Source organism: Bradyrhizobium sp. IAR9 (assembly GCF_013408065.1).
Taxonomy (GTDB): domain Bacteria; phylum Pseudomonadota; class Alphaproteobacteria; order Rhizobiales; family Xanthobacteraceae; genus Bradyrhizobium.
The window spans coordinates 929922-953113 of the sequence record NZ_JACBZW010000001.1 but is presented as its reverse complement, the minus strand read 5'-3'; the positions used below and the strand labels follow the sequence as shown (position 1 = coordinate 953113).

Annotated in this window: 20 protein-coding genes; 16 read left to right on the top strand and 4 right to left on the bottom strand. The window is 59.1% G+C overall.

Going from position 1 to position 23192, the window contains the following annotated elements; all coding sequences use genetic code 11:
* The first annotated feature begins 7 nt into the window (after window positions 1-7).
* The 4 genes from GGD67_RS04545 to GGD67_RS04530 are packed head-to-tail and all read left to right on the top strand — an operon-like array spanning window position 8 to window position 5146.
* A complete protein-coding gene (locus tag GGD67_RS04545) occupies window positions 8-328 on the top strand; it encodes a hypothetical protein (protein ID WP_038948915.1) in 321 nt (106 codons plus the stop codon).
* Window position 329: 1 nt separating this feature from the next.
* Window positions 330-2525: a peptidase domain-containing ABC transporter gene (locus GGD67_RS04540; protein ID WP_409411097.1), complete on the top strand. Its 2196-nt coding sequence runs from the start codon at window positions 330-332 to the stop codon at window positions 2523-2525.
* Complete coding sequence (locus tag GGD67_RS04535) at window positions 2522-3949, top strand: HlyD family type I secretion periplasmic adaptor subunit (protein ID WP_246784214.1); 1428 nt, start codon at window positions 2522-2524, stop codon at window positions 3947-3949. Before GGD67_RS04540 ends, GGD67_RS04535 begins: the two co-directional genes overlap by 4 nt.
* An 18-nt stretch (window positions 3950-3967) precedes the next feature.
* Entirely contained in the window at window positions 3968-5146 is a 1179-nt protein-coding gene (locus GGD67_RS04530; protein ID WP_246784215.1) for a hypothetical protein, read from the top strand.
* 16 nt (window positions 5147-5162) lie between these two features.
* Here GGD67_RS04530 and GGD67_RS04525 read toward each other — a convergent pair whose 3' ends face one another.
* Window positions 5163-6050 carry a glycosyltransferase family 2 protein gene (locus tag GGD67_RS04525; protein ID WP_179731112.1) on the bottom strand — a complete coding sequence of 296 codons (888 nt, stop codon included), beginning with the start codon at window positions 6048-6050 and terminating at the stop codon, window positions 5163-5165.
* Window positions 6051-6244: 194 nt separating this feature from the next.
* On the opposite strand from GGD67_RS04525, the gene GGD67_RS04520 reads away from it, so the two are divergent.
* The 11 genes from GGD67_RS04520 to GGD67_RS04470 all read left to right on the top strand — a co-directional run bounded on the left by GGD67_RS04520 (window position 6245) and on the right by GGD67_RS04470 (window position 18258).
* Complete coding sequence (locus GGD67_RS04520; protein ID WP_179731110.1) at window positions 6245-7039, top strand: WecB/TagA/CpsF family glycosyltransferase; 795 nt, start codon at window positions 6245-6247, stop codon at window positions 7037-7039.
* 3 nt (window positions 7040-7042) lie between these two features.
* Window positions 7043-8167: a non-hydrolyzing UDP-N-acetylglucosamine 2-epimerase gene (gene wecB, locus GGD67_RS04515; protein WP_179731108.1), complete on the top strand. Its 1125-nt coding sequence runs from the start codon at window positions 7043-7045 to the stop codon at window positions 8165-8167.
* A complete protein-coding gene (gene wecC, locus GGD67_RS04510; RefSeq protein WP_179731107.1) occupies window positions 8160-9422 on the top strand; it encodes a UDP-N-acetyl-D-mannosamine dehydrogenase in 1263 nt (420 codons plus the stop codon). Before wecB ends, wecC begins: the two co-directional genes overlap by 8 nt.
* Before the next feature lie 40 nt (window positions 9423-9462).
* The gene (locus GGD67_RS04505) at window positions 9463-10527 is read left to right on the top strand and encodes a Gfo/Idh/MocA family protein (RefSeq protein ID WP_179731459.1); all 1065 of its coding nucleotides are present in this window, start codon (window positions 9463-9465) and stop codon (window positions 10525-10527) included.
* A gap of 52 nt (window positions 10528-10579) precedes the next feature.
* Window positions 10580-12055 (top strand): oligosaccharide flippase family protein, encoded by a 1476-nt coding sequence (locus GGD67_RS04500; RefSeq protein WP_179731105.1) that lies wholly within the window; start codon window positions 10580-10582, stop codon window positions 12053-12055.
* 35 nt (window positions 12056-12090) lie between these two features.
* Window positions 12091-12585, top strand: coding sequence for an acyltransferase (locus GGD67_RS04495; RefSeq protein ID WP_179731103.1), 495 nt, complete (start codon window positions 12091-12093; stop codon window positions 12583-12585).
* A 121-nt stretch (window positions 12586-12706) separates the two neighbouring features.
* On the top strand, window positions 12707-13885 hold the full coding sequence (locus GGD67_RS04490; protein WP_179731101.1) for a DegT/DnrJ/EryC1/StrS aminotransferase family protein: 1179 nt from the start codon (window positions 12707-12709) through the stop codon (window positions 13883-13885).
* Window positions 13882-14883 (top strand): NAD-dependent epimerase/dehydratase family protein, encoded by a 1002-nt coding sequence (locus tag GGD67_RS04485; RefSeq protein ID WP_083859315.1) that lies wholly within the window; start codon window positions 13882-13884, stop codon window positions 14881-14883. The genes GGD67_RS04490 and GGD67_RS04485 overlap by 4 nt, the downstream gene beginning before the upstream one ends.
* Window positions 14823-16019 (top strand): DegT/DnrJ/EryC1/StrS aminotransferase family protein, encoded by a 1197-nt coding sequence (locus GGD67_RS04480; protein ID WP_210286305.1) that lies wholly within the window; start codon window positions 14823-14825, stop codon window positions 16017-16019. The genes GGD67_RS04485 and GGD67_RS04480 overlap by 61 nt, the downstream gene beginning before the upstream one ends.
* A complete protein-coding gene (locus GGD67_RS04475) occupies window positions 16016-17506 on the top strand; it encodes a bifunctional 2-polyprenyl-6-hydroxyphenol methylase/3-demethylubiquinol 3-O-methyltransferase UbiG (protein WP_179731095.1) in 1491 nt (496 codons plus the stop codon). Before GGD67_RS04480 ends, GGD67_RS04475 begins: the two co-directional genes overlap by 4 nt.
* Window positions 17503-18258 (top strand): bifunctional 2-polyprenyl-6-hydroxyphenol methylase/3-demethylubiquinol 3-O-methyltransferase UbiG, encoded by a 756-nt coding sequence (locus GGD67_RS04470; RefSeq protein WP_246784216.1) that lies wholly within the window; start codon window positions 17503-17505, stop codon window positions 18256-18258. Before GGD67_RS04475 ends, GGD67_RS04470 begins: the two co-directional genes overlap by 4 nt.
* 56 nt (window positions 18259-18314) lie before the next feature.
* Here the strand turns inward: GGD67_RS04470 and GGD67_RS04465 are convergent, their stop codons facing one another.
* Window positions 18315-19610: a glycosyltransferase family 4 protein gene (locus GGD67_RS04465; protein WP_246784217.1), complete on the bottom strand. Its 1296-nt coding sequence runs from the start codon at window positions 19608-19610 to the stop codon at window positions 18315-18317.
* Between the two features lie 437 nt (window positions 19611-20047).
* Between GGD67_RS04465 and GGD67_RS04460 the strand changes: the two genes are divergently transcribed.
* Entirely contained in the window at window positions 20048-21025 is a 978-nt protein-coding gene (locus GGD67_RS04460; RefSeq protein WP_179731091.1) for a glycosyltransferase, read from the top strand.
* 76 nt (window positions 21026-21101) lie between these two features.
* Here GGD67_RS04460 and GGD67_RS04455 read toward each other — a convergent pair whose 3' ends face one another.
* The gene (locus tag GGD67_RS04455) at window positions 21102-22373 is read right to left on the bottom strand and encodes a hypothetical protein (protein WP_179731089.1); all 1272 of its coding nucleotides are present in this window, start codon (window positions 22371-22373) and stop codon (window positions 21102-21104) included.
* A complete protein-coding gene (locus tag GGD67_RS04450; RefSeq protein WP_179731088.1) occupies window positions 22370-23155 on the bottom strand; it encodes an FkbM family methyltransferase in 786 nt (261 codons plus the stop codon). Before GGD67_RS04450 ends, GGD67_RS04455 begins: the two co-directional genes overlap by 4 nt.
* Between the last annotated feature and the right edge of the window lie 37 nt (window positions 23156-23192).

The window sequence follows — 23192 nt, the reverse complement described above, 5'->3', positions numbered from 1 at the left end:
CGTAAAGATGCACGCCGAACTTTATACCGATGGAATCGAAGAAATTACCGTCAGCGGCACCATCGTCCGTGTCGATCTGGTCAGTCTTTCACCGACGGAGCGCGACGCAAACAATGCCCCCAAGCGAGTGTTTTCGCAGCGATTGATTTTTTCGGTCGAATCCTTCGCCAATTCGGTCGATGTGATGCAGAAGGCGCTTCAGGGCCTAGTTGACGCGGGCGTGGTCCGGAAGAATCCGTCAGTTCAGTCGCACAACGGTGCGTCGGGAATACATGATGCGCTGGCGCCCAACACACGGTCCCTGAATGTCTCTTCGAATTTCCGCTGAAATGGACGTCGCTGGCGGCGCGAAAGACCAGGTTGCGGATACGCCCGCGCCCGGATTGTCAATGCAGACGGCATTGGAATGCCTGTCCAAGGTCTCCGGTCACCATGGCATAGATCTGCCAGTCGAGCGCTTAAAGCGTGCCTACGCGGTAGCCGCCCCGATCTCGTTGAATCTTCTGTTGCGCATGGCGAAGGATGCGGGCTTGCGCGCGAGAAGCACGGACCTGGATTGGGGTGCGCTGATTCGTCTCGGAGAAGCCTATCCGGCGCTAGCGAGGCTCGCCAATGGCAACTGGATCGTTGTCCTTGGCGCGGGACGGCGAGCTGACGGCGCCGAGGTCGTCAGCATCTTCGACCCCCTAGCCGACCGCAAGCACGAGGTCTTGGTTGTTGATCGCGACCGCTTCTGTGCCCAGTGGGCTGGCGACACGATCCTGATCAAGCGCGAGCCGTTGACACAAGATGGTCGGAGGAGTTTCGGCCTCCGGTGGTTCGTACCGGAATTGCTTCTTCAATGGCGACTGTTCAGGGACGTCGCCATTGCCGCCATCCTGCTCTACGCGTTGGGCCTCGTCGTCCCGATCTTTTTCCAGCTCGTCATCGACAAGGTTCTGGTTCACGAGAGCTTCACCACTCTTTATGTACTCGCGGCAGGAGCAGGCGTAGCGCTCGTCTTCGACGCCATATTCGGCTTTCTGCGGCGCTACTTGCTGCTGTATGCGACCAACAGGGTCGACATTCGCGTTGCGACGAAGACGTTCGGTCATCTCCTCGGGCTGCCAGTCACCTTCTTCGAGCACATGGCCGCGGGGGTACTGGTCAAGCACATGCAACAAGCGGCGCGGATCCGCGAGTTTCTGACCGGGCGACTATTCTTGACGACCCTCGACGCGCTCTCGTTGTTCGTCTTCCTGCCGGTCCTTGCGCTCTACAGTGTCAAATTGACCTTGATGGTCCTGGCCTTCACCGCCGCGAGCGGCGCTGTTGTCGGCCTGCTCATGGGCCCTTTCCGGCGACGTCTTTACGATCTCTACCAGGCGGAAGGTGCGCGGCAGGCTCTCCTCGTCGAAACAGTCCATGGTATGCGCACGGTGAAGACGCTGGGCATGGAGCCAGCGCAGAGCAGGGTTTGGGATAGCCGATGTGCGCAGTCCGTGACCATGCGATTCGGTGTCGAGAAGATTTCCGCAGGCGCCCAGGCGCTCACCGGATTTCTCGAGAAGATCATGACGCTTGGAATCATCTCTGTCGGAGCACTCGATGTCTTCGCCGGAGAAATGACAATCGGCGCGCTGGTCGCTTTCAACATGTTGGCCGGCAGGGTCTCCGGACCACTGGTCCAGCTCGTGACCATGGTGCAGGAATACCAGGAAGTGGCGCTTGCCGTGAAAATGCTCGGCGAGGTCATGAATCAGAAGCCTGAACGTGACGGTCGGAAAGATGGGCTGCGGCCTGACCTCGCCGGCAAAATCGAGTTCGACAGTGTCTCTTTCCGCTACGGAGCCGAGGGAGCGCCGGCGCTTGACGATGTCTCCTTCACCATCGAGCCAGGCTCGATCTTCGGGATCGTGGGCCGAAGCGGCTCCGGCAAGACGACGCTCACAAGGCTGATTTCGGGCATGTATCCGGTGCAGCAGGGGCTGCTACGTATCGACGGATATGATTCGAGAGAGCTCGACCTGGCCCACCTGCGCCGAAACCTCGGAATCGTCTTGCAGGATAATTTCCTGTTTCGCGGGACGGTTCGCGACAATATCGCCTGCGTGAAACGTGACGCGACCTTTGCCGAGGTCGTCGCCGCAGCGCAGCTCGCTGGCGCCGATGAATTCATCGAGAGGTTGCCCCGTGGCTTCGACACCATGCTCGAGGAAGACGCCTCGAACCTGTCCGGCGGGCAGAAGCAGCGACTCGCGATCGCGAGGGCTCTGATTGTCAATCCACGAATCTTGATTTTCGATGAAGCGACGAGTGCCCTCGACTCCGAAAGCGAAATGATCATCCGGCGCAATCTCCGCCGTTTGGCGGCAGGGCGTACCGTCATCATCGTCTCGCATCGGCTGTCGATGCTGACCGAGGCAAGTCAGATCCTGGTGATGGACCGCGGCCGAATCGTCGACGTGGATCGCCACGACCATCTCCTGTCGAAATGCACCATCTACAGACACTTGTGGAACCAACAGATGAAGCAGATTGCATGAAGGAGACGAGGCCATCACGCGCAGATGCGAAGCCGATCGGCCCGGTCCCGGCCAGACCGGTCGACCGACGGCGAAAGCTATTCAGGTCATCGGCGAGGCGAGCGCCAGTCATCGCCGAATTCCAGTCCGATGCCACCGAGGTCGAGCAGCAAGCGCCGCCGCGGCTCGCGCGTCTCACCCTCTACGGCATACTTGCGCTGATCGTCTTCGCGATCACTTGGGCATCCGTTTCGCAAGTAGAGATGATCGTCACGGCGCAGGGAAAATTGACCACGACACGTCCCAACCTAGTCGTGCAGCCGCTGGAAACGTCGGTCATACGCGAGATCCATGTCAAGGCCGGTGACCGCGTCAACCGCGGCGACGTTCTGGCGACCCTCGATCCGACGTTCTCGCAAGCGGATTTCGATCAATTGCGCGGCAGAGTGGCCGGTTTCGATGCCTCGATCGATCGGCTGGGCGCCGAATTGAATGGAGCCGAGTACGCCGTCAAGGAGCTCGCGAACGCGGACCAGGTCCTGCAGGGCAAGTTGTTCTTGCAGAGGAGGGCCGCTTACGAAGCGCAGATCCAGAATTACGACGCGCAGATCGCTTCCGCTCAAGCCAATCTCAAGACAGCACAGAACGAAGAGGCGGTTCTCCTTCAGCGTCTCGACACGATGCGTTCAATTGAAGCCATGCGCACCACACTGATGGACAAGGAAGTCGGATCAAGGCTGAACTTCCTATTGTCTCGCGATGCACGGCTCGAGGTCGAGAGCAATTTGGCGCGTGTTCGTGGCAGTATCGCCGACACGACGCATCGGCTGGACAAGGCCCGCGCCGACCAGAAGGTCTTCGCCGAGGAGTTTCGTCGTACCACTTATCAGGAATTGGTGGAGACGGTGCCGAAGCGTAACGGCGCAGCAGAGGAATTGAAGAAGGCCGAGCTTCGTCGACAGTTGATCGTCCTGCAGGCGCCGGCAGATGCCGTGGTGCTGGATATCGCGAACCGGACAGTCGGCTCGGTGGTTCGCGAAGCGGAAACGCTGTTTGTCCTGGTTCCGCGTGACGTGCCTCTTCAGGCGGAGGTCAACGTCGAGGGGCGGGATATCGGTCAGGTGGCGCTTGGACAAGCGGTTCGGATCAAGTTCGAAGCGTTTCCTTTTCAGAAGTATGGAACCGCGACGGGAGAAGTCCGCGTCATCAGTCAGGACACGTTCTCGCCGGATACGAAGGCCGAAGGTGCGCGCCGTGCGCCAGCTCCCTATTACCGCGTACTGGTCGATTTGTCGGACACGCACCTTCGGCTTCCTCCTGAGCGTATTCAACTGATTCCGGGGATGGCGGTGACGGCCGAACTGAAAGTCGGCAAGCGCACCGTGATTTCCTATTTCCTCTATCCATTGCTGCGCGGATTGGATGAGAGCATCCGGGAATATTGACCCGGCTAGGGATGGTAAATGACCATGATCATTAGTCCAAATTTTGGGGTGAAGCTCCTGGTGCCCACGGCTTCGAGTAAGCTCTCGCACAATTCACCGCTGGTGAACTATGCGCTCAATGGGCTGGAACGCTGTTGGTTACCTGAACATCGCCGGTGGTCGCACATTTTCCATCTCGATGGACGTCCTTCACCAAACGAGTCGGTACCGAACAGCGACGTATTCTATACGCTCAATGTCTTACTCGGGATGTCGCGCGTCGCTGGAGTTCCGAGTGGTCTTGATCTGCCCGAAATATTCAGCCGCAACGCTTCGCTACTCACGAGGCTTCCGGTGCGCAAGTACGCCTTCGGTATGGCGCTGTGGAGCGCCGCCGAGCTCGGCCTCGAAACGCCCGAGCCGGTCAAACGCGAGCTGACGGCCATTCTCGCCGACGAGTCCAGGTGGAAGAGCTTTCGTGCGCAGGATATTGGCATGCTGCTCACGGGAGTCGTGGCTCAGGCGAGGGCAGGCGAGAACGAGTGGTGGCGCTACGCCGGGCCGCTTTTTCGTTTCCTGAAGGAACGCTTCCACAGCGAATCGGGATTGTTCTTCGATGCACCGTTCGGGTTTCGCCGCCGCTTCTCGTCATTTGCGACGCAAACCTATCTCTCGATCGCCTGCTATCAATATGGCGAATTCGCCGGAGACGCGTCCGCGCTTGTCATGGCCGATACTTGCGTGCGCAATCTGATAGCGCTTCAAGGCCCACAAGGTGAATGGCCCTGGTTTTTCGACGCGATGAGCGGCCGCGTCCTTGATTTCTATGAGGTCTACTCGGTTCATCAGTATGGAATGGCCCCGGCACTGCTGGAATGGGCGGAGCGCTTTGGGCAGAGGGGATCGCGGGACGCCCTGGTCAAGGGATTCAACTGGGTACTTGGCCAGAACCAGCTGGACCGGGCCATGCTCGTGCCTGAACTGAGCCTGACCCTCCGCTCACAGGTTCGCAAAGGCGAATTGACAACGAAGGCGCCGCGCGCATTGCGCGCAGTCAAGAACGCCTGGCTCGGAAACCGGCAGCGACTGATCGACGGCACTGACGTGGAAGTTCGGCTTGAGTGCCGTAGCTACGAGCTCGGCTGGATTCTGTGGTCATTCGGCCGGCGCACCGACTTGCCGGGGCTGACCAACAACTGTGCCTTCGGCGGCGCCTGACAGAATTGCCTTCGCACTAACGATTCCAAGCGACTGCTCGCCGGCCCCGCAGGTGCGAGATCATCGTCATGGCGCGGTGCGCCCGGACGGCACACAATACGGCAATAGCTTTGAGGCGGACGCCGCTACCATGGAGGCGGTCGCTGGTCAGCACAGTCACGGCGTTTGGCGCGAGAGATGCGAAGACCAGCAACGCCTGCGCGAGCCAGCGCAATTGCCAAACAGGCTTGCCTTCCGCCATGTTGCGATAATGCGCGATGTGTCGATCCCATTTGGCGTAGAGCTCCCGAAGGGAGCTCCGGGCGGGATGGAAGACGATCATCTCGGGAGTGTATCGAAATCGAAGTCCCGCGCGCAGCGCACGCTCTCCCCACTCCATGTCTTCGGCGATCTCAATGCCGGCAAAAGGGCCGACGCGATCGAAATCGCGGCGAAACACCGCCATATTGCCGGTGCCGGAATAACCGTGGCGCTCGATATAGAGCTTGAAGCGATAAGCGAAGACGCTCTCGTATGCCGCAATGGCGTCGAGCTCCGCACTTTCCGGGTGCCAAATGCGAACGTCGCCCCCGAGAACTGTGCCAGCCGGCGACAAGTTGAACCATTTCATCACGCTGCTCAACCAATCCGGATGGGCCCTGCAATCGGCATCGATGAAAGCGAGGATCTCGCCGTTGGCCGCAGCGACACCCGCATTTCGCGCCGGACCGGGACCCGGATGCGGTTCGTGCTGCAGTCGTACACGAGGATGGCCGCCAACGATGTCTGTTGGGGGCGTTGCCGAGCCGTTGTCCACCACGATGATCTCGAACGCGTGCCGAGGCAGGGTCTGCGCGTCCAGGCTTCGCAAGCAGGATTCCAGCGCGTCAGGCTGGTTGAGATGCGGAATAATGACCGAAATCATTAGTTAAATCCTCTATTTAATTGACTTTGGATCTGCTGCCCGCCTCTTGCGTGTGGGCCCCGATATTCCGCTGTCAGGCGCCAAATTCTATCCTATTTAAACCTTGCTATTAAATATCCGGTGCGTATTATCTAGATAATAATCTTAAATGCAAACTTAAACAGACCGTATTTTTTTCTGGGAGGTAGGTTCCAATGCGCGCCTCATTTCTGGGATGTCCCGTTGACCTGCTGACAATGGCAGAAACCGTCGATCTGGCGCGCGGGGCTATGCACAGCCGGCGAAGGCTGCAACATGTGGCGCTGAACGTCGCCAAATTCGTCAATATGAGGTCTGATGCCGTGCTCGCGGCCGATGTCGCCAACAGCGATGTCGTCGGCCTCGACGGCATGGGGATCGTTTGGGGCGCTCGAGCGCTGGGACTTCCGGCCACGTCGCGCGTCGCGGGCGTGGATCTCCTCGCCGAGTTGCTCGCGGTATGCGCGCATGAAGGCTTCAAGCCTTATTTCCTGGGAGCGACCCCCGGCGTGCTGCACCAGGCGATGCAGAGCGCGCGCGAGAGGCATCCCTCGCTTGTCTTTGCGGGCTGGCACGACGGCTACTTCAAGCGCGAGCAGGAGAAAGACGTCGTACGAGACATCCAGTCCAGCGGGGCCGATTGCCTCTTCATCGGCATGCCGACGCCCCGGAAGGAGCGCTTTCTCGCCGCTCACCGCGATGATCTCGGCGTGCCTTTTATCATGGGTGTGGGTGGTGCATTCGATGTTCTGGCAGGTACCGTTCGGCGCGCGCCAGTACGGCTTCAGAAGCTCGGCCTCGAGTGGCTGTACCGCATCTATCAGGAGCCCGGGCGGATGTGGTGGCGATACGCCAAGACGAACGCGCTGTTTGCGGGCGTGCTGGCGCAAGCGCTCTTCAGGCAGGCGCTTCGGCACCCGCTCGGTGCGCCCGGCGCCGTTCCCCCTGGTCCGAGCCGGATCGGGGGTTGAAGCGTGGGCAAGCATTTTTTCATCCTTCTGGGAACCCGGCCGGAAGCAATCAAGCTGTTTCCGGTCATCAACCGACTCAAGGCTGAGAATCGCAAAGACATCTCCGTAACGATATGTGCGACCGCACAGCACCGGCAGCTGCTTGATCAGGTCCTCAAATTGGCCAACGTGGTCCCGGATTTTGATCTCAACGTCATGACGACAAACCAGACGCTGGATCATCTGACCGCCCGGCTGCTCGGACAAATCGGCGAGCTCCTCGAAAAGGTGAAGCCCACCAGGGTGATTGTCCAGGGCGATACGGCGACTGCCATGACGGGTGCACTGGCATCCTATTATCACCGTATACCGGTCTCGCACATCGAGGCCGGACTGCGCAGCGGCGACATCTTCGCTCCGTGGCCCGAGGAGGTGAACCGCAAGATCGTCGGCTCGATCGCCGATCAACATTTTGCCCCGACGGAGCGCGCGGCCCGCGCGTTGCGTTCTGAAAACGTGGCTGATGACCGCATTCACGTGACCGGAAACACGGTGGTGGACGCTCTCATCCTCGCGAAAGCCATGGTCGAGTCCGATCCGGGACTGGCGTGTCGCTGGGACGGCATCAAGAAGCGTCACGGCAATCGGCGCATCATCCTGGTGACTTGCCATCGCAGGGAGAATTTCGGTGGCGGCGTCACCAACATCGTGAACGCGCTTGAGACCATCCTGCAGCGGGAAGATGTCGCCGTGGTGCTCCCTGTGCACCCGAATCCGAATGTCCGCGACCTGTTTGCGTCTCGGTTGTCGGATCACCCGCGGGTCGTCCTCATTTCTCCTCAGGAATACACGGATTTCGTCAGCCTGCTCTCGATGTCGTATCTGGTCCTGACAGATTCAGGCGGCGTCCAGGAGGAGGCCCCCACTTTCGGGAAGCCGGTCCTGGTAATGCGCGATACGACCGAGCGTCCCGAAGGCGTGGAAGCCGGAACGGCGCGCCTGGTTGGCGCCAACTACGACAGGATCGTTGGCGAGACGTTTCGCCTGCTCGACGATGACGAGACTTATGCTGCCATGGCGCGTTCGCACAATCCGTTCGGTGACGGGCACGCGAGCGAGCGTATCGTGAAGGTGCTTCTCGATGCCTGAATTCCAAAAGATAAACGTCATCGGGCTTGGCTATATCGGGCTGCCAACCGCGGCGTTGATTGCGAGCCGTGGGCTGCAGGTGGTCGGCATCGATACAAACGAACGCATCGTCGACACCGTTGCATCCGGCAAAATTCACATCGCCGAGCCCGATCTGGACGGTCTCGTCTCCAAGGTCGTGTCGAGCGGTGCGCTCACGACGTCGAGGAAGCCGCAGCCGGCGGACGTGTTCATCATCGCGGTGCCGACCCCGATCGACCACGATAACCGTCCAGACCTGGCAAGCGTTCACGCCGCGGTCGACAACATCGTGGACCTTCTCGCGGCAGGCAATCTTGTCATTCTTGAATCGACATCGCCGATCGGGACAACCGAAGCCATCGCAAAGCGCATCGTTGAACGCAGGCCGGAGCTGCACATTGGCGTCAACGGCCGGGAGGATGGAGCGATCTACGTTGCATACTGTCCCGAACGCGTGTTGCCAGGGCGGATCTTGACCGAGCTTATCAACAATGACAGGTGTATCGGCGGGATTACGCCAACCTGCACGCGGCGTGCCCAACGCTTCTACAAGATGTTTGTTCGCGGCGCCTGCGTCGGCACTACGGCACGCGCGGCCGAGTTGGTCAAGCTGACGGAAAACGCCTTCCGCGACACCAACATAGCGTTTGCCAACGAACTCTCGCTGATCTGCGACAGGTTCGATATCAACGTCTGGGAGGTGATCGATATCGCCAACCGTCACCCTCGCGTAAACGTACTGCGGCCGGGGCCGGGCGTGGGCGGGCACTGCATTGCGGTCGACCCCTGGTTCATCATCGACTCTGCGCCCGATCTCGCGCGAGTGATGCGAACAAGCCGCGAGGTGAATAACGCCAAGACCCGGAAGATCATCGAGAACGCAGAGGCGCTGATCGACGATCATCCCTATGCGAACGTTGCCTGTTGCGGATTGACGTTCAAGGCGAACGTCGACGACGTGCGTGAAAGCCCCGCCTTGGAGATTGCCACGCATCTCGCGGCCAAATACGGCGAACGGATCAAGGTCGTCGAACCGAATCTGCGCCGTCTGCCGTCTCAGTTGGCCGATTATCGCGTCGCGTTCGTGACCATCGATGAGGCCCTCCGGAGCTGCGAAATTGCGGTTCTTCTCGTTGATCATGACGAATTCAAAATGGTGCCGTTGGCGGAGCGCCGGCACCTCGACGTCATCGATACGCGAGGCATATGGCAGGATATGCCGGCGCGAACCTAACGTGCAGAATCGTAGTTTCCCCGAATGGATCGAGGTCAGTATGCGAGATAGTCAGCTGGGAATCGGGGTCGTGGGATACGGCTATTGGGGGCCCAATCTCGTTCGCAATTTCTCGATCAATCCCGCCGCCCGCGTCGTCAGCGTGAGCGACCTTGATCCAGGCAGGCTTGCCGCCATCATGCAGCAGTACCCGGGGGTCGCGACCACCGCGCGATATGACGACCTTCTGAAGGACGCCTCGATCGATGCAATCGCCATCGCCACGCCGGTGCACACGCATTACGAGCTGGCAATGGCGGCGTTGAGAGCTGGCAAGCACGTGTTGGTCGAAAAGCCCCTTGCGCAGAGTTCAGAGCAGGTGATGCGCCTGATCGACGAGGCGGATCGGCGCGGACTGATTTTGATGGTCGATCATACCTTTCTCTATACCCCGGCGGTTCAGAAGATTCGTGAGCTGTTGCTGAAAAGCGAGCTCGGAGACGTCTACTACTACGATAGCACACGCTCGAGCCTCGGATTGTTTCAGAAAGACGTAAATGTGATCTGGGATCTGGCAGTGCATGACATCTCGATCATTCATCACATCTTCGATGAGGAGCCGATTGCGGTATCGGCAACGGGATCGTGCCATGTCGTCGGTTCGCCGGAAAACATGGCGCATATCACATTGTTCTTTGCCAACGCATGTGTGGCCCATGTCAGCGTCAACTGGCTCTCGCCTGTCAAAGTCCGCCAGACTTTCATTGGCGGCAGCAAGAAGATGATCGTCTATGACGATCTCGAACCGACCGAAAAGATCAAGGTCTATGACAAGGGAATTACGCTCGACAGGCCTCCCGAGAGTGCCCATCAATTCCGGATTGGATATCGCGCTGGTGACATGTGGGCTCCGCATATCTCGCCTAAGGAGGCACTGCAAACGGAGGTCGAGCACTTTATCGACTGTGTGCGCACCGGGACGCGGCCGATCTCCAGCGGCATGTCCGGGCTGCGGGTGATCGAGGTGCTCGAGGCAGCTTCTCGATCAATCGCGAAGCAGGGCAAACCAATCCCGATAAGGCAACTGCCGCGGATGCTACCGGAGCGGGCCCGGGCGACGGCTTGATGGGCGGCTTGGCCGTGGCTGTTGGCCAGATCAGCCCCGGGACGGAGTCTCGATGAATTCAGTGCATCGTTCAGTCCTGTTTTCCGGGGTGGACCGCTATGCCGCCCTTGTGCTGTTCCTTGTCTCGACCGCAGTTCTGTCGCGTCTGCTGACGCCGGGCGAGTTCGGGGTCTTTGCGGTCGTCAATGCACTTACCGCCGTGATCGCCGCCGCCTTTCAGGAGTTTGGAGGGGCAAACTATCTGATTCAGAAGCATGAGTTGTCGCGCGGGACCATTCGCACGGCGTTTACTATCACCTGTATCATCTCGCTGGCAGTTGCGCTAATCCTGTCAGCTGGGGCCGACGTCGTATCGCAACTCTTTGGGCAGGACAGCCTAAGGCAAGGTATCCAGGTTTCTGCGCTGAACCTTCTCCTTCTACCGGTCTCAGGAACGTTGGCTGCCCTGTTTCGTCGTGACATGCAGTTTGGGACGCTCGCGATCTGCAATCTTGCAAGCAACATGACGGTCGCGCTGGTTTCGATCGGGCTGGCACTCCTGAACTTCAGCTACATGGCTCCGATCTGGGGTGGTGTGGCAGGGAGCATGGTTCTTACGGCCTTGCTGCTGAGTTCGTACCGGGATTTCGGCGTGTTGCGCCCTTCGCTGTCCGAATACCGCGAGGTCCTCAGATTCGGTCTCTATTCCAGCGGTGTCAGCGTCATCAATATCTTCTACAACCTCGCACCCCAGCTCTTTCTCGCGAAGATTCTCGATTTTACGGCTGTGGGTCTCTATAGCCGGGCGATCAACCTGACTCAGGTATTCGACAGGCTCGTCACGCAGGTGCTGAACCCCATCATCATGCCGGCGATCGTGTCGAGGCGTGCAGCCGGTGCAGATCTAAAGGGCGTGTATCTGGACGCGGTCCAACTGCTTTCCGCGGTGCAGTGGCCATTTCTCACCTTCGTAGCGATCATGGCAAAGCCGATCGTCTTGATCTGGCTTGGCGGAGCCTGGTTGGAGGTCGTGCCGTTGGTGCGGATTCTCTGCCTTGCAAATCTGGCGCTATTTGCTGCGTGCCTGACATATCCCGTGTTCCTGGCGGTTGGACGCGTGCGCGACGCGCTTGTCTCGTCCTTCATCTCGTTGCCACCGTCGCTCCTTGCCCTTTTGGGCGCATCCGTTTTGGGCGTGGAGGCGGTCGCAGCGTGCGCATTGCTGACGTTGCCATTCCAGGCGGTAGTGGCGATATACTATCTCAGTCGGCATCTTGCGCTGCGGCCAAGCGAGTTTGGCCGTGCCGTTCTCAAGAGCGGTGTCGTCACGATGGCGACCGCCGCCGGCGTAGGCGCCTGCGCGCTGTTGATTGAGGCAGGAATTCTCAATTTCGTTGTAGGCCTTATATCGGCGTTTGTGGTCGCCGCCTTCTGCTGGTGGTGGGGATTGATCGTAACAGGGCATCCTCTGCTGCAGCACCTTCGTCAAGCTGCGACGGGTCTCGTCGAGATGGCGCCCAAGCTGCGCCCGTCACGCTCGGTACTGTAGTGGTTTTGCTGGATTGTAGAGACAGGGAAACAAACATGCCAATAAAGGATACCCAGCTTGGTCGCGATGTTCGCATCCTGCATCCAGACCTGGTCAACCTGTATGGCTGCACCGTCGGCGACGAGAGCAGAATCGGAACTTTCGTCGAGATCCAGGCGGGGGCAGAGATAGGTGCGCGTTGCAAGATATCGTCGCACAGCTTCATTTGCGAGGGCGTCACGATCGAGGATGAGGTGTTCGTCGGTCATGGCGTGATGTTCACGAACGACAAATATCCGAAGGCAACAACCGCGGACGGTCGTCCTCAGCAGGCTTCGGACTGGACGCTGCAGCGCACCCGGGTCGGTCGGGGAGCTTCGATCGGCTCGAACGCCACCATCCTGTGCGGTGTGACGATCGGAGAGGGCGCCTCCGTAGGTGCCGGTGCGGTGGTCACTAAGGATGTTCCGCCCGGCGCTATCGTCGCGGGAGTGCCCGCTCGGGTCCTATCCGCAGCTGAAAATACGCTCCTGAGCGATCGTCGCTCGTAAGAACTGCTCCATAAACCATTTTTAGCGCGATATATATGCGTCGCAATTTAATGCTTGATTTAATATGATTATGAGAGTTAATATTTTATTATAATGTTTGGTCCAACCAAGGTCTTGAATCTTGATACCCTTCCTGGATCTGAAAGCCCAATATAGCCAGATCAAGCCGGAAATCGACGCCGCGGTGGCGAGAGTCATCGGGAGCGGGCACTTTGTGCTCGGGCCGGAGGTGACCGCCTTCGAGGGGCGCTTTGCGGGTTATTGCCGGACTGCCCATTGCCGCGCGGTGAACACCGGCACTTCGGCGCTTCACCTTGCCTTGCTTACGGCGGGTGTCGGACCCGGTGACGAGGTCATCACCGTATCCATGACGTTCGTCGCGACCACCGCGGCCATTATCTACAGCGGTGCCAAGCCGGTGTTTGTCGACGTTGACCCTGTAACGTGGACGATGGATCCCGGCTTGATTGAAGCTGCGATAACACCACGAACCAAGGCGATCCTTCCGGTTCACCTCCACGGGTTGATGGCCGACATGGATCCGATCATGGCCATCGCGCGTCGTCACGGCCTGGTCGTCATCGAGGACGCCGCGCAGGCGCATGGCGCCGAATACCGGGGACGTCGAGCAGGCTCGATTGGCGATCTGGGATGCTTCAGCTTTTACCCTGGCAAGAATTTGGGGGCGTTCGGCGAGGGCGGAGCCGTCGTAACTCATAGGCCTGAATTCGCGCACCGCGTGTCACTGCTGCGAGATTGGGGGCAGGAGGCGAAGTACGACCACGCCATCCCCGGATATAATTATCGTATGGACGAGATTCAGAGTGCGATATTGAACGTCAAGCTGGACTACATTGAGAGCTGGACGGAAGCGCGCCGGTCGGCGGCTGAGCAATACAATGCACTGCTGTCTGAGCTCCCATTCGCGCGTCCCCAGCCGCCAGGGCACGCCCGTCACGTGTATCACGTCTATGCGGTCAGATTGGAGGAGCGCGATCACGCACTGTCGCTGTTGCGCGATGCCGGAATAGGCGCCGGGATTCACTATCCCGTTCCGGTGCATCTGCAAAGAGCCTACGCAGAACTCGGCTACCGTGCCGGTGATCTCCCCGTCACCGAGATGCTGGCGAACGACTTCCTCTCTCTTCCCATTTATCCGGAGCTGCAGCCGGAACAGGCGGCCGAAGTTGTCGCCACATTGAGGAACGCAGCGATGCTGCGGCCCAGTGAAGCGGTTGGCGCCCGAGCGGAGTATCCACAAAGCGTCATGACATGGTCCCACAACAGGAGAGCGTCTTGATTGATCTCAAGGGAAAGCGCGTTCTGGTCACCGGCGGCGCAGGCTTCATCGGGTCCCACATCGTTGATCTGCTCTGCGACGAGGGCTGCATTGAAATTGTTGCTCTAGACAACATGGTCAGAGGCCGACCGGAAAATCTTCGGCGCGCGCTCGGGCGCGGACCGGTGAGATTGGTTCACGGCGACATACGCGATCGCAAGCTGATGGAAGCATTGGTCAAGGCGGCCGATATCGTCTTCCACCAGGCCGCACTTCGCATCACTCATTGTGCGGCCGAACCACGCCTCGCCAAGGAGGTTATGGTCGACGCCACCTACGACCTGCTGGAGCTGTGCATCAAGCACGACATTCAGAAGATCATCGCGGCGTCTTCGGCATCGGTATATGGCATGGCCGAGGAATTTCCGACGACGGAGCGGCAGAATCCGTACAACAACCGAACTCTCTATGGAGCCGCCAAGGCGTTTAACGAAGGCCTTCTGCGGGCCTTCAACGATGTATGCGGCCTCGACTATGTGGCGTTCCGGTATTTCAACGTCTACGGCAGCCGGATGGACATCCACGGACGGTACACCGAGGTCTTGATCCGCTGGATGGAGCGGCTGGAGGCCGGATTGCCTCCCGTTATCTTTGGTGACGGCCGTCAGTCTATGGATTTCGTTCACGTCCGCGACATCGCGCGCGCCAACATCCTTGCGGCCAGGTCAAAGATCACCGATGAGGTCTTTAACGTTGGAAGCGGCACCGAAACCAGCCTGACGGAGCTGGCTACGGCGCTTGCGTCCGTGATGGGACGCCGGGGCCTGACGCCTGAATTCGCGCCGGAGCGCTCGGTCAATCCGGTGCCGCGCCGACTGGCATCGACGGGCAAGGCAGAGCGTCTGCTGGGTTTCCGCACCACGGTTTCGTTGGAGCAGGGGCTCGCCGACCTCGTGAAATGGTGGCGATCCGAACGCGAGCTTGCTTCGGACCACCAGCGGCAGGCGGCAGCATCGTGATTCCGATCGCTTTGCCGCTGCTAGCGGACGAAGAGGCTGACGCGGCGCGCGCAGTCGTGCTGTCGGGCTGGGTATCGCAAGGTCCGCAGGTGGCCGCATTCGAGCGCGAGTTCGCTGCACTTGTCGGCGCACCGCACGCCTGTGCCGTCTCGAATTGCACGACCGCGCTCCAGCTCGCCTTGGCGGCGCTGGACATCGGCATCGGCGACGAGGTGATCACGGTCAGCCATTCCTTCATCGCGACCGCAAACGTCATCCGACATCAGGGAGCCACTCCGGTTTTCGTCGATATCGAGCCGGAGACATATAATCTTGATTGCGCCCGGTTGGCCGAAGCCATCACCGAGCGCACGCGTGCGATCATCGTCGTCCATCAGATGGGCATGCCGTGCGATATGGCCGCTCTTCTGGCCATAGCGCGCCGCCACGGGATCGCGGTGATCGAGGACGCGGCCTGTGCTGCCGGATCGCAGATCCGGATGAACGGGGAATGGGAGTCGATCGGCAGGCCGCATGGCGACATTGCCTGCTTCTCCTTCCATCCGCGAAAGGTGATCACGACGGGTGAGGGGGGAATGCTCACCACCGCGAATGCCGAGCTTGATCGCAAATTCAAGCTTCTGCGCCAGCACGGCATGAGCGTTCCCGATACGGTGCGGCACAATTCGTCGTCCGTGATCTTCGAGGAATACGTCGTTGTGGGCTACAACTACCGAATGACGGACATGCAGGCCGCCATTGGGCGCAAACAGCTCGAGCGGCTCCCGGAACTGATTGCGCGCCGGCGAGCCGTCGCCGCAAATTATGCCGAACAGCTCGGCAATTTGGAAGGGTTGCGGTTACCGACTGAACCAGCGTGGGCCAGATCCAACTGGCAGAGCTATTGCGTACGTCTTCCAGACCGCCTCGACCAGCGCATCGTTATGCAACATCTCCTCGATAAGGGCATCGCGACCCGCCGCGGTATCATGTGCGCCCATCGTGAGCAGCCTTATTCGGCCCTTGTCCAGACACAGGATCTGCGTCAATCCGAGCTCGCCCAGGATCGGTCGATCTTGCTGCCCATCTATGCACAGATGAGCGCCGAGGAGACCTCGAGGGTGAGTGCTGCGGTGCGGGCAGAGTTGGAACGATGATCCCGGGGATCGCCGACCAAAAGGCATTGCGACTTTTGGTCGTGATCGCGAGCTATGGGACTGCCAATAATGCCCACCTGGATCGAGTGATCAAGGAATACCGGTCCATGTCGTTCGACGTGGATATCGTCATCATCTCCAACATCGACAAGAAGCCGGCTGCAGACATCGAGTGTGTCGTTGGCCTTCCCAACAAGAATCCCTGGTCGCTTCCCTTCGCGCACAAAGAGTTGTTTGCAGCGCGGGCTGATCAGTATGATATGTTCATTTATTCCGAAGACGATATCCTGATCACTGAAAGAAATATTCGAGCGTTTCTCGAAGTGACCTCAGTGTTGAATGAGGGTGAGGTTGCCGGATGGATGCTCGTCGAGAGAGCGTCGAACAGCGAATTGAATTATCCGCAGGCCCACGGTTCCTTCCACTGGGATTGTACTTCGGTCAAGACCAGGGGAAATTACCATCTTGCTCATTTTACCAACGAGCATGCTGCCAGCTATATGCTCACCCGGCAGCAGCTTGCCAGAGCAATTGCGTCCGGCGGCTTTTTGGTCGGGCCTCACGAAGGCAAGTACGACCTGCCTTGCACCGCTGCAACCGATCCATTCACCCAGTGTGGCTTCCGGAAGCTGATACCAATTTCCCATATCGACGATTTCTCGGCGCACCATTTACCGAATAAATATATCAACCGGCTCGGCGTCGATCGCCGGCAATTGGACGCACAACTATCCGTCCTGATGCAGATCGCGCGTGAGGGAAACGATGCCGTTCCGCTATTCAGCGCCGAGACCAGGCTCTGGCACGGCATGTATTCGAAAGACTACTACGAGCCGGCCAGGGACGAGGTGTTGTCCGCTGTACCGCAAAGCGCGGCCGTATTGTCGATCGGGTCCTGCTCGGCTGCAAACGAACGCCGATTGCTGGAGAGAGGAAACCGAGTGGTGACTATTCCCCTCGACCCCGTTGTGGGTAGCGGCTTGGCCCAGCTTGGGGCTGAGGTGGTGTTAGGGGACGTCATAACGGCGAGATCAAAAATTGCAGCGGAGCGGTTTGACCGACTGCTGTTCGTTGATGTCTTGCAATTCATTCGTGATCCGGCGCATCTCCTCAAGCTGTTTGCCGATCTCCTGGCTCCGGACGGGCGAGTGATCATTTGCGCGCCAAACCGCCCCTCTCTTCGGTATGCCTGGGAATGCGCGAAATCCAGCAGCGTCTTTCGACGCTGGGGGAGCTTCGATGCTGTGGGGATCCACGACACGACGAGCGGTAAAATTCAGAGGTGGTGTGCGCAAGCCGGTCTGGCGATCGAGAAGATTGAGAGGCGCGCTCCGCATCGCGCCGGTCTGAGGTTGAAATTCCTGTCTTCTGTGCTTGCACCCGACCTTGTTGCGACCGCCACCAGGCGTGAATCGCTAAGGCCGTTCCTTCGCAAGGATCACGGCATTGAGCAAATGGAGGTTTCCAGAAGGAGCGTCGTTCAATGACCTTGGAGGCTGCCAGAAGAATCCAGATCGACGACATGCAGGGACGCGCCGGTGCTGCGCAGGACACGGCTGCGCAAAGCTACTACATCCGCTCTCGCCGCGAGATACGGTCGTTACTGCCCAGCCGCGCCTCCCGGATCCTCGAAGTGGGACCTGGCGCAGGCTTCACTCTTGCCTGGCTCAAGTCGATCTACTCTGCCGCCACGACATTCGGAGTCGAGCTCAATCAAGAACTTGAAGCCGACCTCAAACTGAACGCCGATGTCGCGATGATCGGAGACATCGACGATTTGATATTACGAGTCGGTAGCAAGTTTGACCTGATCTTGTTGCTTGATATCCTTGAACATGTTCCGGATCCAACGCGAACTCTTCAGGCCATCACCAGAAACCTTCTCATGGATGGTGGGCGCGTAATCGTTTCTGTTCCGAACATCGCGCATCTGAGCGTGACGCTTCCGCTGCTCTTCCAGCGTCGATTTGAATACACAGATTCGGGGATTCTTGACCGCACCCATTTGAAGTTCTTTGTCGAAGGCACCGCCGTCAGGCTTCTGAACGATTCGGGCCTGGTCGTTAAGGATGGTCTGGTCACGGGCATTGAGGGTCCAAGATCGAAGATGTTGGACAGACTTACCTTCGGCGGCCTGACCCATCACCTGGCAAAGCAATATATTATGGCGGGTGAGCTCACCACTGCATCGACCGCGCAGCCGAAAATCAACTGGAAGAAGAACCGGCTGATCAGCTAGCAGCGATAGCCGTCAGGCGGACCGCTCCAATTCCCGAAGAGGCGCACTCGGGCGCGTCAACTACGAGCGGGACAATCCGCAAATTCACCTTCGAGCATAGCACGTGAAATCGCCCCAAGCAGGACCTCGGCATGCCGTTTGGAGCATATGACGGGATCAAAGCGGCCTTTTGAATCTGCCGACAGTTGTTCGCGCACCCTGGACCAATAGTCGCGATGAGCGACGACTGACTTCATGGCGGAGACGAGTTCATCCATATTCTTCTGCGGCCGAAATCGCATAAGGCTCGAACTATGCCAATTTGCGCTTTCGGGATCGCCAACCGGGTTCGCCACCACGAAGCCTCGGCTACCGTCCAGACCGATCTGCTCACGCGCGCCGCCGACATCACTCACGATTGTAGGTAATCCCGCGCTTAGCGCTTCCATGGAGGCCAATGACCATCCCTCAAAAAATGAGTTCAGAACAAAGCAATCGGCGGCGGCCAGCAGGATGGATGGATCTGGAAACGAATGCCGCAGGTGGATCCGGTCCTTGCAAGGCATCTTGTCGCGAAGCGTACGGACTTGACGCGTGTACACAGCATCGTCCAGGCGGCCGGCGATCAGCAGATGGACCTTGTGATCATCTTCTGCGACTTCTGAGAATGCCCGCACCAAGCCGTATGCATTCTTCTGGACCGTGTGACGACCGAGCGAGAGAAAGAGAAACTCGTCATTGAGGCCCAGCCAGGCCCGGGCCTTCGACCGGTTCACCGACGGGCGATGTGTCTGGTTGAATGCATTGGGGATGGTGATGACCGCACGAGCGGAATAGGCCGGATTGCCCGACAGGTACTGACGCCGCACGAGCTCGCTTACCGCGACAAAGCAGGTGACGAGTTCCGATCTCTGACGCTCCTCCATCCAATTGGTGCTTATGGGGGTCGGAATGCCGTGGAGCGTCTCCACGACCGGAACGCGGGCATCTTTGGCCGCCTTCAAGAGCCAACCCGGCGGATCGTGCGCGCTGATAACGTCAGGACGGTTCGTTTTCATCCAGAGACAAGCGTCGCCTGGCGAGGCGGCAACAACCGCCGTGCCTTCCCTCTGCAAGATCGTGAACAATTGTCCGACGGGCGCCGACGATGAATGTGCGCACATAACCGTCACACGAAGCCCGAAATGGGGGAGGCGTCGCGCAAGAAAGGCGACAAATTCATCTAGCCCGCCGGCGTCGAGCACCGGAGTGACGATGAGGCAATGGACACTTCCCGGCGACACGAGAAAATCGTCCAGATTCGACACGCTACTGGTCGGAATAGAGGCGGGCGCCGCCGGGGCATGCGGCGCGACCATGGCATCATATGGCATGAGCGGCTTCGACCAGTCGTCAACGAGACCGTCGTCTCCGGACGCCAACCGGCTGCCAATGAACAGTTTCTTCCCGATACGTCGCACGCTTCGCGGCAGGCGCCAAGAGTTTCGTTGTGCCCAAAGCGTCGCACGCCCTCGCAAGGAAAGGTCGTTCTGCCTGAAACCCGTCATGAGTTCAAATGCCGTCGGTCTCGATTTCCTGATACCGATATACAGCGTGCAAATTAAATATTAAACACATATTGCGGCGGGATAAAAATCCAATTAAACAGGTGGCATTATTCTTGCGGCCGTATTCAGGATGTACGATCACATATGTCGCCTGGTGATTTGATGAACGGCCGGTCTGGATTGTGGGCAACCAATATTGGGAATGCGGGCTCAAAAATCATGGAAGGCGCGTTCCGGAGGCCTTTGGCAGGAATGGATGCGTCGTGAGTTCCATTGATGCGATCATACCCTGTTATCAGTATGGGCATTTCCTTAGAGAATGCGCCGACAGCATATTGAGGCAGTGCGGACCCGAGTTGCGGCTGCTGATTATTGATGATGCCTCGACGGACAATACAGCCCAGGTTGCGCAGGAACTGGTTCGTGCAGATCCTCGGGTCGAGTTTCGCAGGCATTCTGTCAATCTCGGCCACATCGCCACCTTCAACGAGGGGATCGACTGGGCCGCTGCGGACTACATGATTCTGCTCTCTGCAGACGATTACCTGATGCCCGGTGCGATCGAGAGGGCTGCGAGGTTGATGGATGAGAATCCCTCCGTCGGCCTCACGTTTGGAGGCGCAGTCGCGCTTTGCCAGGAGCGCGAGGAGGTTGTGCCGCTGCCGCCGGAACTTGGACCTGGTACGAAGATACTGGCCGGCCGCGATTTCATCAAATTGGGGGGGTGCAGAAACATAGTCCTGGCGCCAAGCGTGATGGTGCGAACCAGCCTGCAGAAGAAGGTGGGGGGATATTTACCGGATTTGACGCACAGCGGCGATATGGAGATGTGGCTGCGGTTCGCCGCGCATGGACCCGTCGGCTTCATCGATGCGATCCAGGCCGTGTACCGGCGACATTCAACCAACATGTCAGGCGGATATTCGGCCGAGCAGGATTTCGTTCAACGCAAGCTGGCGTTGGAGCATTTCCTGGATAGCTGCGCTGGCGTGCTTCCGGACGTCGACGATCTCAGGTCCTGGTTGACAAGCCATCTGGCGCTCGACACGATCAGTTGTGCGAGCCGAGCTTTCAATGACGGAGACGTTGGGTTATCGGAGCGCCTTTCGGCGATAGCGGCAAAGCTGGACCCGGCGGTCACGAGATCGCGTCGTTGGTGGCTTCTCGCCAGCAAACGGCAGTTGGGATCGCGCGGGTGGCAATTGCTGCGACCTGCTATCGAGCGGCTGAAGATGTTGTAATCGGCTCCGAGCCTCACGGGCTGCCACGCCGCAAGCCGCGTTTCGGCCCGACGGCGTGTTCCACCGCTGGATCGGGCTAGACCGGATACATCGCGGACTCCCGCAGCGATGCCCTGATGCCGATGCATACTCCCCAGAAGATCCAGAGGTAGTTCCAGTAGTGGACCGTCAGCCCGGTAAACATGAGCATGACGACTGCGACGGTGAATGCGATGCGCAGGCCCGACGCGCTGGGATCCTCCATGACGCCCTTGAAGCGCTTTTTTACCGGTAGAATGCTCGCAATGTTCGTCAGGATGAGCAGGAAAATCATAGGAAGTCCGAACCGTAGCGCGAACACCAGCCACACCGAGTCGATCGTGGTATCGAGAATGTCGTGATTGAGCAGGGCGAATGCGTATCCGGTGAAGGGAGAATACATGATCTTCTGTGTCGCTGCGTCCCAGATCAGCATCCGAAAGTAACCCGAAACCGGATCGAAGGTGAGGTGGGAGATGATCCAGCCTAGCGGGTGATTGGCCACGGCCAGGATCACGAGAACGATCGTAGCCAGACACACTTGCAGCGCGCGCCATCGTCCAGAAGTTTGCTTCAGTGCCGTATCATAGAGGTAAAGCATCAGGACGAGGAGACACGACAACAACGGCGCGGAGGACAACGACAGCAGGCAACCGAAAACGCACAAACCTCCCCAAAGCATCCTCGACAATGGCCGTTGCTCCGAAAACAGCAGGATGGCGCAAGCGACGGTGCAATAGGTGCCCAACAGAATTGGGTGGTCGAACGTCGAGGCGGCTCTTACCCAATACAGCCTGTAGTCGGGCGAGAGCGGCGCATAGCTGCCGAAGGCGGCAGAAAACATCTGCTGAACAATGAGCCGGCCGGAAAGATTATCGAAAAGGGCCAGCAGGACGATGTAGGCAGTCACGATCTTAAAGGGTTGAATGAAGCTTTGAATTGCCGCCGGCCCGAAGAAAAATCCGCGGGCGACGATGTAGCCGCCCAGAAACTCGAGGCTCTCGGCGGCGGTCGATGAGATCGCACTCGACCCGCTGGTGTAGGTGGCGGCTGCGAACATCCAGGCTGCGACGGCACATGCAAGATAGTCCGAGGCGAGGATGTGACGACCGGTCCTGAGCAGTCTTGCCGCTGCAGGTATTATGAGCAGCAGGATGCCGATCCGCCCGACCGTGAGCTTCGCATCGGCGAGATAAAGCTGGACTTGCGCCGCCGGCAGAATGAGCCCCATCAGCAGCAGCCAGGCCGGCAGCTTGCTGCACCGCTCAGCGGCTTGCGGCAAAGCCGTACTTGTCAGGCCGAATTCGCCGCCCGCAACCGTGACGCTCATGAGAGAACCGCCTTGCCCGGTGATCCCGCTTCGATTTGAACGCGGCGGCTGTTGTCGTCAGTCAAGTACCAAGTGAACGTGACCGAACGCGGCGCCAGTCCGCTCATGAAATGTCCATTCTGAAAGACGTACGGCCGATAGCCGATGTCGGAAACGAATTCCGAGATCTCGTCCGATGCGAAGGCGCACATCAGTGCCGGCTTGTGCCGTCTCAGCGTGTGCTCCGACCCTCGCAAGATCTCCAGCTCGGCGCCCTGAGCGTGCACCTTGATCAGGGAGGGCGACATTGCAAAGGAATCGAGCGTGTGGCACTCGATCCTGTGTTCCTCCACGCTCAACTTGGACTGATCGAAACGGTACATGCGGCCGCCATCGTTCAGCCACTCGGTCGCCGCCTCCCGGGAGGTCGCGGCCATGCCATCGCAAGCCCACCGACCGTAAGAGGGGACGAAGAACGTAATGGTGCCCGGCTTGGCTCCGAGAGCGCAGGGGAAGATCGAGACGGACCGATCTCCGGAGAAACGGAGTTTGAGCCGCTCGGCCGAGAGCGGTTCGGGCTCAAAGGCCACGATGCTCGATTGCGGCCTGAACCTCTTGAACGCCTGGATGCTTTGTCCGCGATTGGCCCCGATGTCGACGATCAGGCCATTGGCGCTGGAGGTCCAAGTCGCGCCCCTGTACTCGGGTTTTGCGAGGTAGGAGGCCGCCGCGTCCTTGAATGCGAATCGCGCCGCGGCAACGCCGGGGATGTTCGCATATGCGAAACGGGCAAAAGGCTTCAAGTTCATGACGATAGGACCTTGCCCAAGCGCATGCAGC

Coding starts and splice junctions, on each gene's coding strand:
- GGD67_RS04495 (WP_179731103.1), top strand. CDS start 12,091: ATGCCAATAAAGGATACCCAGCTTGGTCGCGATGTTCGCATCCTGCAT.
- GGD67_RS04525 (WP_179731112.1), bottom strand. CDS start 6,050: ATGATTTCGGTCATTATTCCGCATCTCAACCAGCCTGACGCGCTGGAA.
- GGD67_RS04535 (WP_246784214.1), top strand. CDS start 2,522: ATGAAGGAGACGAGGCCATCACGCGCAGATGCGAAGCCGATCGGCCCG.
- GGD67_RS04475 (WP_179731095.1), top strand. CDS start 16,016: ATGATCCCGGGGATCGCCGACCAAAAGGCATTGCGACTTTTGGTCGTG.
- GGD67_RS04545 (WP_038948915.1), top strand. CDS start 8: ATGCACGCCGAACTTTATACCGATGGAATCGAAGAAATTACCGTCAGC.
- GGD67_RS04470 (WP_246784216.1), top strand. CDS start 17,503: ATGACCTTGGAGGCTGCCAGAAGAATCCAGATCGACGACATGCAGGGA.
- GGD67_RS04465 (WP_246784217.1), bottom strand. CDS start 19,610: ATGCCATATGATGCCATGGTCGCGCCGCATGCCCCGGCGGCGCCCGCC.
- wecC (WP_179731107.1), top strand. CDS start 8,160: ATGCCTGAATTCCAAAAGATAAACGTCATCGGGCTTGGCTATATCGGG.
- GGD67_RS04540 (WP_409411097.1), top strand. CDS start 330: ATGGACGTCGCTGGCGGCGCGAAAGACCAGGTTGCGGATACGCCCGCG.
- GGD67_RS04455 (WP_179731089.1), bottom strand. CDS start 22,373: ATGAGCGTCACGGTTGCGGGCGGCGAATTCGGCCTGACAAGTACGGCT.
- GGD67_RS04500 (WP_179731105.1), top strand. CDS start 10,580: ATGAATTCAGTGCATCGTTCAGTCCTGTTTTCCGGGGTGGACCGCTAT.
- GGD67_RS04480 (WP_210286305.1), top strand. CDS start 14,823: ATGGTGGCGATCCGAACGCGAGCTTGCTTCGGACCACCAGCGGCAGGC.
- GGD67_RS04520 (WP_179731110.1), top strand. CDS start 6,245: ATGCGCGCCTCATTTCTGGGATGTCCCGTTGACCTGCTGACAATGGCA.
- GGD67_RS04530 (WP_246784215.1), top strand. CDS start 3,968: ATGACCATGATCATTAGTCCAAATTTTGGGGTGAAGCTCCTGGTGCCC.
- GGD67_RS04505 (WP_179731459.1), top strand. CDS start 9,463: ATGCGAGATAGTCAGCTGGGAATCGGGGTCGTGGGATACGGCTATTGG.